The 10,474-nt window shown below is 69.9% G+C and carries 14 protein-coding genes; 3 read left to right on the plus strand and 11 right to left on the minus strand.

Annotated elements, in window-relative coordinates; genetic code table 11:
- Both ACLEQD_RS27865 and ACLEQD_RS27870 read left to right on the plus strand, forming a co-directional pair.
- Positions 1-343, plus strand: a 343-nt coding sequence (locus tag ACLEQD_RS27865) for a citrate/2-methylcitrate synthase (protein WP_410388084.1), incomplete at its 5' end; no start/stop codon positions are given.
- A 95-nt stretch (positions 344-438) separates the two neighbouring features.
- On the plus strand, positions 439-726 hold the full coding sequence (locus ACLEQD_RS27870; RefSeq protein ID WP_410388086.1) for a hypothetical protein: 288 nt from the start codon (positions 439-441) through the stop codon (positions 724-726).
- 75 nt (positions 727-801) lie between these two features.
- Here the strand turns inward: ACLEQD_RS27870 and ychF are convergent, their stop codons facing one another.
- The 6 genes from ychF to ACLEQD_RS27900 form a co-directional block, all read right to left on the minus strand.
- Complete coding sequence (ychF, locus tag ACLEQD_RS27875) at positions 802-1,911, minus strand: redox-regulated ATPase YchF (protein ID WP_410388088.1); 1,110 nt, start codon at positions 1,909-1,911, stop codon at positions 802-804.
- 48 nt (positions 1,912-1,959) lie between these two features.
- Positions 1,960-2,508 carry a F0F1 ATP synthase subunit B gene (gene atpF / locus ACLEQD_RS27880; protein ID WP_410388090.1) on the minus strand — a complete coding sequence of 183 codons (549 nt, stop codon included), beginning with the start codon at positions 2,506-2,508 and terminating at the stop codon, positions 1,960-1,962.
- A 140-nt stretch (positions 2,509-2,648) separates the two neighbouring features.
- On the minus strand, positions 2,649-2,879 hold the full coding sequence (locus ACLEQD_RS27885) for an ATP synthase F0 subunit C (RefSeq protein ID WP_120529618.1): 231 nt from the start codon (positions 2,877-2,879) through the stop codon (positions 2,649-2,651).
- Positions 2,880-3,021: 142 nt separating this feature from the next.
- Positions 3,022-4,101 carry a F0F1 ATP synthase subunit A gene (atpB, locus tag ACLEQD_RS27890; protein WP_410388092.1) on the minus strand — a complete coding sequence of 360 codons (1,080 nt, stop codon included), beginning with the start codon at positions 4,099-4,101 and terminating at the stop codon, positions 3,022-3,024.
- On the minus strand, positions 4,101-4,514 hold the full coding sequence (locus ACLEQD_RS27895) for a hypothetical protein (protein ID WP_410388094.1): 414 nt from the start codon (positions 4,512-4,514) through the stop codon (positions 4,101-4,103). Before ACLEQD_RS27895 ends, atpB begins: the two co-directional genes overlap by 1 nt.
- A complete protein-coding gene (locus tag ACLEQD_RS27900) occupies positions 4,511-4,777 on the minus strand; it encodes an AtpZ/AtpI family protein (protein WP_410388095.1) in 267 nt (88 codons plus the stop codon). The genes ACLEQD_RS27895 and ACLEQD_RS27900 overlap by 4 nt, the downstream gene beginning before the upstream one ends.
- Positions 4,778-5,158: 381 nt before the next feature.
- Here ACLEQD_RS27900 and ACLEQD_RS27905 point away from each other — a divergent pair, with 381 nt between their 5' ends.
- Positions 5,159-5,653, plus strand: a complete 495-nt coding sequence (locus tag ACLEQD_RS27905; protein ID WP_410388097.1) for a YbhB/YbcL family Raf kinase inhibitor-like protein — start codon at positions 5,159-5,161, stop codon at positions 5,651-5,653.
- Positions 5,654-5,668: 15 nt separating this feature from the next.
- Here the strand turns inward: ACLEQD_RS27905 and ACLEQD_RS27910 are convergent, their stop codons facing one another.
- From ACLEQD_RS27910 to ACLEQD_RS27930, 5 genes are all read right to left on the minus strand, one after another.
- Complete coding sequence (locus tag ACLEQD_RS27910; protein WP_410388099.1) at positions 5,669-6,283, minus strand: hypothetical protein; 615 nt, start codon at positions 6,281-6,283, stop codon at positions 5,669-5,671.
- A 10-nt stretch (positions 6,284-6,293) separates the two neighbouring features.
- Positions 6,294-7,124, minus strand: a complete 831-nt coding sequence (locus ACLEQD_RS27915; protein WP_410388101.1) for a DUF692 family multinuclear iron-containing protein — start codon at positions 7,122-7,124, stop codon at positions 6,294-6,296.
- Between the two features lie 4 nt (positions 7,125-7,128).
- Positions 7,129-7,971: a methyltransferase domain-containing protein gene (locus ACLEQD_RS27920; protein ID WP_410388103.1), complete on the minus strand. Its 843-nt coding sequence runs from the start codon at positions 7,969-7,971 to the stop codon at positions 7,129-7,131.
- Between the two features lie 19 nt (positions 7,972-7,990).
- A complete protein-coding gene (locus ACLEQD_RS27925) occupies positions 7,991-10,120 on the minus strand; it encodes a carbohydrate binding family 9 domain-containing protein (RefSeq protein WP_410388105.1) in 2,130 nt (709 codons plus the stop codon).
- Positions 10,117-10,474: MFS transporter (locus ACLEQD_RS27930; RefSeq protein ID WP_410388107.1), on the minus strand; the 358-nt coding region annotated here is incomplete at its 5' end. The genes ACLEQD_RS27925 and ACLEQD_RS27930, both read right to left, overlap by 4 nt.

Below are 10,474 nucleotides of genomic sequence, written 5' to 3' on the forward strand. Positions count from 1 at the left end.
GCCGGGCGAAGCCGTGACGGGCTTCGGCCACCGCCTCTACCTGAAGGGCGATCCCCGCACGCCGCCCCTCATCAACGCCGCGCTGAGCGTGAAGCCCGAGTCCCTGAAGGTCCGCGTGGCCCGCGCCGTCATGGACACCATGCGCGACGCCGGCCACCCGCCCCCGTCACTGGACTGGGGCCTGGTGATGCTCGCGGACGCGCTGGGCCTGCCCTCCGGCGCCGCCACCGTGCTGTTCAGCCTGGGCCGCACCGCGGGCTGGGTCGCGCACGTCCTGGAGCAGCGCGAGCAAGGCCACCTGCTCCGTCCGCGCGCCCGCTATGTGGAGCCCCCGCCCCGGTAGCACCGTGAGACATTCCGCGCGGCTGTCACATGGCGTGCACGCCGCGCGGGTTTCCGTTGGGCGGCCTGACGCCCCGTGCACACACTGCCAGCCCTGTGAGCACCTCCCGCCCGACCCTGCCCTATCCCGCCCTGATGTTGCTCGGCAACGTGGCCTTCATCGCCTCGTGGATCGTCATCCTCAAGCGCCCGGAAGGCTGGCAGGTCGTGGGCCCGGTGCTCCTGGCCCTCTTCCTGGCGCTGCGCGTGGGCGGCGTGTGGAGGTACGCCCTGGGCAACCCGGACCCCGCGGGCCGCGTGAAGCGCTCCGCCATCCTCTCCACCGTGCTGGCCGCGCTCGCCGTGGGCCTCTGGGGCTACACCTGGCTGAGCGGCCCCCGCTAGAAACGAAACGGGCGCCCCTTCCGTGAGTGGAAGGCAGCGCCCGTCGTCACTTCCAACAGCGGAGAAGCCCCCGCGTCAGACGTTGAAGCGGAAGTGCATGCAGTCGCCGTCCTGCACGACGTACTCCTTGCCTTCCACGCGCAGGAGGCCCTTCTCCTTCACCGCGGCCTCGCTGCCCAGCTTCACCAAGTCCGTCCACGCGAAGACTTCCGCCTTGATGAAGCCGCGCTCGAAGTCGGAGTGGATGACGCCCGCCGCCTGCGGCGCCTTGAAGCCCTTGTGGATGGTCCACGCGCGGCACTCCTGCTCGCCCACCGTGAAGTAGGTCCACAGGCCCAGGAGCTTGTAGCCCTCGCGCACCACCTTGTGCAGGCCGGGCTCCGTCAGGCCGGAGTCCGCCAGGAAGCCGGGGCGGTCGGCCTCGGCGAGCTGCTGGATTTCAGACTCCAGCGCCGCCGCCAGCACCACCACGCCCGCGCCCTCCTTGGCGGCCATCTCGCGCACCTGCTGCACGCGGGGGTCCGCGTCCTCCTTGCCAATCTGCTTCTCGCTGATGTTGGCCACGTACAGCACGGGCTTGTCCGTCAGCAGGAACAGGTCCTGGATGGCCGCCTTCTCGTCGTCGGTGAGCTTCTGCGCGCGCACCGTGACGCCTTCATCCAGCTTCGCCTTGATGCGGTCCAGCAGCGCGACCTCGGCCTTCGCCTCGTCGCCCGCCTTGCCCCCCATCTTGGTGTTCTTCAGCGAGCGCTCGCGGCGCTTCTCCACGGTCTCCAGGTCCTTGAGGCACAGCTCCGTGTCGACCACGTCCCGGTCCCGCACCGGGTTCACGCCTCCCTCGACGTGGGTGACGTTGTCGTCCTCGAAGCAGCGCAGCACGTGGAGCACCGCGTTCACCTGCCGGATGTTCCCCAGGAACTGGTTGCCCAGGCCCTCGCCCTTGGACGCGCCGCGCACCAGGCCGGCGATGTCCACGAACTCCAGCGACGTGGGGATCTTCTTCAGCGGCTTGACGAGCGCCGACAGCTGGTCCAGGCGGTCGTCCGGCACCGGCACCACGCCCACGTTCGGCTCGATGGTGCAGAACGGATAGTTCGCCGCCTGCGCGCCCGCGGCGGACAGGGCGTTGAACAGGGTGGACTTGCCCACGTTGGGCAGACCGACGATGCCGATGGAGAGAGCCATGATGGATTCCTGGAACGAGCGGGCGCGGCGGAAGACTCCCCGCCGGGTTTAGGCCGAGCGGCGGGTCGCCGTGGCGCTCGTGGCGCCGGGCAGGCCCTGCACGAACTGCTCGGCCAGCGCGCGGTGCTTGGCGTCGTCCATGCGCTCGTTGATGAGCTTGCCGGCCACTTCCATGGCCAGGTCCACGGCCATGGCGCGGACCTCCGCGATGGCCTTGGCCTTCTGGTCTTCAATCTCCCGGCGGGCGGACAGCTTCAGCTCCTCCGCCTCCTTGCGGCTCTTGGCCATCAGCTCGTCGCGGAACTTCTCCATGTCCGCCTGCACGCGGCGGGTGGTCTCCGCGGCCTCGCGGCGGGCCTCGGCGATGGCCGTCTTCTGGTCGGCGAGCAGCTTCTCCGCCTCGGCGCGCTCACGCTTCGCGCTCTCGATGGCGTTGGTGATCTGCTTCTCGCGCTCTTCCACGAGCGACAGGATGGGCCCCCACGCCTTCGCCCGCAGCACCAGCAGGACGATGACGAAGGTGACGATGGTCCAGAAGATGAGGCCCGGACGGACCTCCACGAAGCTGCTGGCGGCGAGGACAGAGGGCAGGAACATGGCGGGTCCCGGTGAAGCGGAAAGACAGAGGGAGGATGCGGGAGGCTTCAGGTGAGACAGGTGCTGCGCACTGCGAGCACGGAACGCCGGCGCCCCTTCTTCCCGAAGAGGACGCCGGCTCCCGTTGCGACCTGCCGGCCTTAAGCCTTGATGGCGAGCAGGATGCAGACGACCAGCGCGAACAGCGTGGCGCCTTCGATGAGGGCCGCGGCGATGATCATCGTGGTGCGGATGTCGCCACCGGCGGCCGGCTGGCGGCCCGTGGCGTCCATGGCGGCGGCGGCCAGCTTACCGATGCCGAGCGCGGCGCCGATGATGGAGAGACCCGCGCCGATACCGGCGGCGAGGAAGGCAAGAGCGAGGTTGGTCATGGGAGCACGTCTTCTTTCGTGAGGCGGGACCCGCTTGTGGGGGGGTCGTGGGGGCCCTTTTGGACAACCTCCGGCGGCCTTTCGAACCGCCGGGTCTTCAACCGGGGCGCGCCGTCACACCGACGTGCGCCCCGTCAACTTGTCAGCCCAGGTGGTGGGCCTTGCCGTGGTCGTGGCTCGCGCCACCCTCGTGGTGCTCGTCGTGGTGGTGGCCCATGGCCACGCTCATCCCGATGAAGAGCGCCGACAGCATGGTGAACACGTACGCCTGCACGAAGGCCACGAACAGCTCCAGCAGGTAGATGCCGAAGGCGAACGGCACGCTCACCAGCGCCACCGCGGGGTTGCGGAGCATGAAGATGAGGCCCAGCAGGAAGAAGATGACGATGTGGCCCGCCAGCATGTTGGCGAAGAGGCGGATGGTGAGCGCGAAGGGCTTGGTGAACAGGCCCAGGAACTCCACCGGAATCATGATGGGCCACAGCCAGGGGGCCACGCCGCCCGTCAGGTGCTTGAGGTAGCCGCCGATGCCCGCCGCGCGGATGCCGGCCGCCTGCGTGACGAAGAAGGTGCACAGCGCCAGGCCGCAGGTGACGGCGATGTTGCCCGTGGCGGTCGCCATCCAGGGGAACAGGCCCAGCAGGTTCATGAAGAGGATGAAGAAGAACGCGGTGAGCAGGTAGGGCACGTACCGGGGGCCCTCCTCCTTGCCGATGTTCTTGATGGCCAGCTCGTCGCGAACGAAGAGCACGAGCATCTCGAAGAGGTTCGCCCCGGCGCCGCGCGGCACGAGCTTCGTCTTGTCGCGGTTGCTCCAGATGAGCAGCGCGCCGATGAGCAGCAGCGCCGCCAGCCACATCATCACCGTGTGCTTGGTGATGGAGAGGTCCAGGCAGCCGGCGCCCAGGCCCGGGTACACCTCGCCGTGGCCCCCGTGCGGGTCCGCCACGGGCGCGCAGGCGCCCTCCTGCAACGGGATGAGGATGCGCGGCAGGTGGATGGGGATGTGGTTGTGGCTGAGGGGGACCTCGAACTCGTACTCGTTCGAGTCCGCCACGTGGTGGAGGATGTAGCCGGCGACGTCCTCGCCCTCGGCGTCCTGGTCCTCGTTCGCCACGCCGTGCACGCCAGGGGACGCTGCCCCAGGCTCCTCGCCATGCTGCTCCGAGGCCCACACGGTGCCCGCGAACAGACAGGCGAACAGCACCATTGCCTTGCGCATCACTCGTCTCCGCCCGCCGCGTCTTTCGACGCGGCCATCACGTAGCTGACTTCAATCCACTGCAGCGCGAAGTAGACGCCGAAGAAGCCGCCCACGAACGCGATCGCGCTCAAACCCCGGGACACCACCCACGCCAGCCCAAGCCCCACGCCCACGCCCCTGAGGGCGAAGACCACACCGACCACCTTCAACGCCGCCTTCAAGTCCGCCTGCATCGCCGCGCGCCGCTTGAGCACCAGCGCCACCACGCCCGTCACCGCCGTCACCCCGACGCCCAGGAGCGCCGCGACCCGGTCCTCCGCCGCCTTGGGCAGCGCCGCCGCCACCACCGCCCCCACGCCCATCACCGCCGCCGCCAGCCCCGCGTGCGTCCAGAACGGATCCCGCTTCGGCTGTCCGCCCGTCCCCGTCACTTGCGCTTCCCCAGCCGGGACATGGCGTGGAGGAAGCCGTAGAACCCCACGCCAATCCCCACCAGGCTCAGCCCCAGGAGCAGCCAGGGCGACGTCCCCAGCCACTTGTCCAGGAAGTAGCCTCCCAGGACCCCCACCACCGCCCCGCCCACCAGCTTCCAGACCGCGGAGATGTACGGCTCCGCCGCCCGCATCTGCCGGGCCGTCTCGCCCAGCTCACTGTCCGGCGCGTCCGCCTGCTTCCGTGGCTTCTGGTCTGCCATGCGGACGCCTCACCAAACCCCGGGAAAGTCTTGGGTTTCCTTCACCAACCCCGACCCCGCCCATACACGCGCGGGCGCCGCTTAGCACCGAATGCGCGGCGCGTGCAACCGGTACAGGGACGCGGGGGCCCGGGGTGCCAGCAGCGGTTGCGGCACCCGCAAGCGCAGCTACCACGGCGCCGGGGCGGGAGGGGTGGTTTCTCTCTGGCGCGCGGGCTTTGGCGGCAGGCGGCCCGGGGGGCGCCCGGTGGATCAGCGGCGTGGGGCCCCAGGGAGGTGACGGGCGGCCGGGCGTCGCGCCCTCCGCCTCTCAGCACCGTGCCAGGGGCGTCCGCAGCTTGGCAGGGGTCACGTTGGCCGCTCAGGCCCAAGGAGTCACGCATGCCGAAGCCGCTCGAGCTCACCTCGCCGAAGTTCAAGGACGGGATGCCCATCCCCATCGCCTACACCGGCGAGGGGGACGACAAGGCACCTCCCCTTCACTGGGAGAACCTCCCCGCCGGGGCCAAGAGCCTGGCGCTCATCGTGGAGGACCCGGACGCGCCGGACCCGGCGAACCCCCAGCGCACCTTCTGCCACTGGGTCCTTTACAACCTCCCCGTCAACGCCCAGAGCATCCCGGACGGGGCCACCCTGGACGTGCTGCCGGAAGGGGCGAAGCTGGGGCGCAACGACTTCAACCGGCAGGACTACGGCGGCCCCATGCCGCCCGTGGGCAACCACCGGTACTACTTCCGGCTGTACGCCCTGGACACGGTGCTGCCGGACCTGAAGCAGCCCACCCGCACGGAGCTGCTCAAGGCGATGGAGGGGCACATCGTGGGGGAGACCCAGCTCATGGGCACCTACGAGAAGACGCACCACCGCAAGCACTGAGATGCACGGGGCACCTCAAGGTGACGGCAGCTCGCGCGGCATCACGGCGGGCAGGCCCGGCACCTTGAGGTACTCCACGCGCGTGGGCTTCGGCGCCACCGGGGGCCAGCCCGGCGCGTCCAGCGCGGCGAGCAGCGTGAGCACCGGGTAGTCGAAGCACTCCACGCGCGGGCCCGACGCGGGCATGGGGGCAAGGCCCCATGCGAGCTGCAGGCGCAGCCGTTCGCACCGCGCCAGCTGCGGCACGTACGCGGGCAGCGGCTGGAGGAGCTTCGCGTGCGGGGCGTGCTCGCCCGCCTCCAGGAAGCGGCAGTACGCGATGGCCTCCTCGCGGTTGAGCACCTCCGGCGGCACGTCCTGGAGGAAGCGCGCTCGCAGCGGGCCCAGCTCCGGCCGCTTCGCCTCATCCACCCAGGCGAGCTGTTCGCGCACGCGCTCGGTGCGGTGGAAGTCCATCATCCGGCCGGCGCGCTCCACCACCTCCGGAGCCACCCGCTGGAGCGCCTCCGCTTCCGGCGGCGTCAGCCCCAGCGGGGCCAGGGCCCTGGAGGCATCGCTGCGCCACGCCTCACGGAAGCGGGGGTCGACGTGCAGCCGGGCCAGGACTTCCAATGTTCGTGGGTAGCTCATCGTCGGTCGCTCAAGCCGCGCTCGCGCCGCAGCGCTGGAGGATGGCGCGCGCGCGGGCCAGCTCCTCCACCAGCCGCGAGAAGGGGGGAAAGCCGCTGTCCATCTCGAAGTTCACCCCGCGCACCGGGCTGCGGGGCGCCACGTACTCCAGCAGGCGCCACACCTCCTCCGGCGACGGCGCGGAGTGGCTGTCCAACCTCAATCCCTCCATCGTGATGCCGCCCGCCAGGTGCACCTGCACCACGCGCTCCAAAGGCAGACGGTCCAGGAAGGCATACGGGTCGAACCCGTGGTTGACCGCGTTGCAATACAGGTTGTGCAGGTCCAGCAGCAGCCCGCAGTCCGCGCCCTCCGCCACGCGGCGCAGGAACTCCGCCTCCTCCAACGTGTTGAGCGGCGTGTGGAAGAGGTACGCGATGTTCTCCACCACGAAGGGCACGTCCAGGTCCGCTCGCGCCGCCTTCACGTTGCGCACGCACGTGGCCACCGCCTCCTCCGTCAGCGGCACCGGCGTCAGCGCGCGCAGGGGCAGGTTCCCCACGCGCGTGAAGCACAGGTGGTCCCCGTGCCAGGCGCTCCGGGTGAGCTGGCGGATGCGCTTCAGGCCCTCCCGGTAGCCGGGCGCGTCCACGCCGTCCGAGCCCACCGACAGCTCCAGGCTGTGGCCCACCAGGGGATAGCGCTTCGCGAGCAGCTCCAGCCGCCGCTCCGAGTCCGGCGTGAGCGGCAGGAAGTGCTCGGGCGTCACCTCCAGCCAGTCCACGCCAGGGTTGCCACGCGCCAGGTGCGGATTGAGGTCCCAGCGGTAGCTGAGCCCCACGCCCAGGAAGGGAAGGCCCATGGCGTCAGGCCTTGCGCCGCGCCATCACCTGGAGGTGCTGCCCCAGGACGGCGAAGCCCTCGTGCGCCAGCTTCTCCTGCAACGCCAATATCTCCTCGCGCGCGGCCCACGCGTCCCACGGCTTCTCCGCGGTGCCGCCGTGCGCGGCCGTCATCGCGTGGAGCATGTCGAAGAACATCACCGGCTTGCCGAAGATCTCCAGCAGCTCCGCGCCCGCGTCCGCCACCGCGCGCTCCAGCTCGCGCACCGTGAAGGCGTGCACCGGCAGGCCGTACGGGCACGTCGTGCGGCCGTCGTGGAGCGCGCGGAAGGCCTCCTGCGGCTTGCCCTGCTTCAGGTACCCGGAGAACGCCTCGTAGCGGTTGTCCACGCCCAGCACGACGGGCGCGCCCGGCTTCGCCACGCGCACCAGCTCCTTCACCGCGCGCGGGTACGCGTCCAGGCAGTACGACACCGGGTCGCCCTCGCAGAAGACCAGGTCGAAGGCCGCGTCCGGCAGCTCCAGCGCCGCGACGTTGCCCTCCACGAAGGCCACGCGGTCCAGGAGCCCCTTCGCGGCGAACTGGGCCCTGGCGCCGTCCAGCATGCCCGGAGAGATGTCCAGCACGGTGACGTGGTGCCCGGCCTCCGCGAAGCGCGTGCCGAACTTGCCGCCGCCGCCGCCCGCGTCCAGCACGCGCCAGGCCGTGCCGTCCTTGGGCAGCAGCGCCTCCACCGGCTTCCAGGTGAGGTGCTCGTAGGCCAGCCAGAACAGCTTGATGGCCATGGCGTTGGGCGCGCCCTGGTCGTACTTCGGGGACACCTCGTCGTAGCGGCGCTTGAGGCTCTGCGGGTCGGCGGCGGTCATGCGAAGGCCCTCGGACAGGTCAGTAGTTGAAGGAGATTTTCGAGAGGATCCGCCGCTCCTGGGAGCCGCCGAAGGGCTGATCCGTGTAGACGAGGAAGATGTCGCTCCACTGGCGGTAGTGCCACCCCACCATCGCGTCCAGGAACGTGCCCTTCACGGCGTTGTAGTCCGCCAGCTCGTACACGCCGCCCTTCTGCAAGGTCAGGCGCGCGTAGAGGTCCGGGCTGAAGTGGTAGCGCAGCTGCGCGTAGCCGGAGAAGCTGTAGCCGTCCCCGGACGCGCCGTAGAGGTCGCTGTTCGCCGGCACGTTGAAGTTGCGCGTGTAGAAGCCGCTGAAGCGCGCGACGATGTGCGGGCCAATCTTGAGGTTCGCCGCGCCGTTGAAGCCGCGGATCTCCCCGCCCAGGAAGCGGCCGGCGACGGCGGTCAGCGTGTAGCTCTGCCAGTCGTGCGGGAACAGGGTGAAGCCGAACGTGCCCAGCCGGTCCCGGAAGCCCAGGTTGTCGTCGTAGATGCCCTCCAGGTAGAGCGCGAAGTCGTGGTGCAGGTAGGGCTGCACGTTGAGGCGGTTGCGCCACCGCATGCGCTCGCCCTCGTGGTTGCGGCGCCACAGCGAGTCCCACGTCACGTCCAGCCGGGGCAGGAAGCGCCACTTGGGGAACGGGTTCAGGAACAGGTGCGAGTTGTAGCCCTGCTTGTCCACCACCGGCGTCCAGCCCAGCGGGTTCGCGTAGTTCTTCCCGATGTCCTCGAGCTGCAACCAGAACTCCGACAGCGTGTCGAAGCGGTGCAGGCCCACGTGGTACGCGTCCGAGTCCTCGTTGCCCAGCGGGCTCCAGCTCTTCAGCGCCTGCGCCTGGACGAAGAACTCCTCGAAGAGGTGGAAGTTGCCGTCCACGCCCACCGTCTGGAAGTCCGAGTCCCCGAACAGCCCGCCCCGCCCGCTGCGGTTGAGCGCCACCAGGGCAATCATCGACCGCTTGCCGATGTCCTGCTGCAACCGCAGCACGCCGGAGTTGACGTTCTCGAAGACCTCGCGGCCGTTGGCGTCCCGGCCGGTGGAGTCGCGGTGCTGCACGTCCATCATCGAGAAGCTCAAGCCCCCCAGCTTGCCCGTGAGCTGCAGGCCGCCCCACACCCGGTCATGCGGCCGCAGCGCGATGCGGCGCGAGGTGAAGACGTTGATGGGCGCGATGAAGAGGTGCTCGCTCTCCGTGAAGAACGCGCGGCGCTCCGGCAAGAGCGGCTGGTCCGTGTCCAGCAGGAGGAAGCTCTGGTCCGCTTCCGCGTCGCTGAAGTCCGGGTTGGCGGTGAGCTTCACCGACAGCCAGGGCGTCGGGTCGATGCGCGCGTCCGCGCCCACGTTGGGACGGAAGGTGCCCCGGTCGTCCGTCGTCTTCAGCGCCACCGTGGTGGCCACGTACGGGGTGATGCTGAAGATGGAGCGCGGCTTGATGCCCTTGAGCCCCTCCAGGTGCGGGTAGCGGCTCACCTTCGCGCTGTTGACGCCGTCCGGCGTCCAGTTGCTCCACTCCTGGTTGCGCGACTGTTCGCGGTCCAGGAGCATGCCGAAGGAGATCTCGTCCTTCGTCTCGAACTGGAAGTTGGCGAACGGGATGCGCACCTCCGAAATCCACCCGTCCTTCACCACGGTGGCCTTCGTCTCCCACTCCCCGCGCCAGTTGGTGGAGAACGCCTCGCCGTCATCCACGATGCGCCCGTCGGTGCGCACGCCCAGCGGGTTGGTCCAGAAGTAGTACGCGTTCCGGTGGTCCAGGAACGTGTCCAGGATGATGGTGATGTTGTCCTCCTGGTGGAGGAACCCCTCGTTCTGCACCGTGTAGCCGGTGATGCGCTCCGGCTTGGAGTCCAGGCAGTGGAAGAGGAAGTACAGGTTGTCCTGGTCGTAGAGGATGCGGACCCTGGTGTCGTCCGGCGCGGGCTTGCCGTAGTTGACGCGCGTGAGGTACCAGCCGGAAAGCTCCGGGGCCGTCTGCCAGGCGGGCTCGTCCCCCTTGCCGTCGATGGTGATGGCGTCCTGCGTCCGCGTCGCGGTGACCTTGTACGTCGAATCAGCGTGTCCCAGCGTGGGCACCAGCGCGGCCAACAGCGCGGTGCCCCAGCGACAGACGTGGCGAAGGGGGCTCATCCGGGCTCCGAGGTGGGGGTGAGGGCGGCCACGGGGGCCGGTTCAGGAGTGGCGTGGGAGGACGCCTCGCGCACGCGCGACACACAGCCGAGCGCCAGCACGAGGGACACCGACGAGAGGAGGAACGCGCAGCCGATGCCGGCCCGCTGCGAGACGAAGCCGTAGGTGACGGGCGCGAGCACGGAGGCCAGCGCGCCGCAGGAGCCCAGCGCGCCCATGAACCGGCCGCGCTCGGAGGGGCCCGGGGACTGCTCCACCACCAGCGCGGACGCGGAGGAGCGGTGCAGGCCATCCGGGATCGCCAGCAGCACCCAGGCCGCCACCAGCGTCAGCAGCGCCGGCGCCGTCCGGCAG

Origin of the sequence: Corallococcus sp. 4LFB (assembly GCF_046520365.1) — a bacterium.
Taxonomy (GTDB): Bacteria; Myxococcota; Myxococcia; order Myxococcales; family Myxococcaceae; genus Corallococcus; species Corallococcus caeni.

Excerpts from the sequence above, each read along its gene's own strand:
- ychF (WP_410388088.1), bottom strand. The coding sequence starts at position 1,911 with ATGGCTCTCTCCATCGGCATCGTCGGTCTGCCCAACGTGGGCAAGTCC.
- atpF (WP_410388090.1), bottom strand. The coding sequence starts at position 2,508 with ATGTTCCTGCCCTCTGTCCTCGCCGCCAGCAGCTTCGTGGAGGTCCGT.
- ACLEQD_RS27885 (WP_120529618.1), bottom strand. The coding sequence starts at position 2,879 with ATGACCAACCTCGCTCTTGCCTTCCTCGCCGCCGGTATCGGCGCGGGT.
- atpB (WP_410388092.1), bottom strand. The coding sequence starts at position 4,101 with ATGCGCAAGGCAATGGTGCTGTTCGCCTGTCTGTTCGCGGGCACCGTG.
- ACLEQD_RS27900 (WP_410388095.1), bottom strand. The coding sequence starts at position 4,777 with ATGGCAGACCAGAAGCCACGGAAGCAGGCGGACGCGCCGGACAGTGAG.
- ACLEQD_RS27905 (WP_410388097.1), top strand. The coding sequence starts at position 5,159 with ATGCCGAAGCCGCTCGAGCTCACCTCGCCGAAGTTCAAGGACGGGATG.
- ACLEQD_RS27910 (WP_410388099.1), bottom strand. The coding sequence starts at position 6,283 with ATGAGCTACCCACGAACATTGGAAGTCCTGGCCCGGCTGCACGTCGAC.
- ACLEQD_RS27915 (WP_410388101.1), bottom strand. The coding sequence starts at position 7,124 with ATGGGCCTTCCCTTCCTGGGCGTGGGGCTCAGCTACCGCTGGGACCTC.
- ACLEQD_RS27920 (WP_410388103.1), bottom strand. The coding sequence starts at position 7,971 with ATGACCGCCGCCGACCCGCAGAGCCTCAAGCGCCGCTACGACGAGGTG.
- ACLEQD_RS27925 (WP_410388105.1), bottom strand. The coding sequence starts at position 10,120 with ATGAGCCCCCTTCGCCACGTCTGTCGCTGGGGCACCGCGCTGTTGGCC.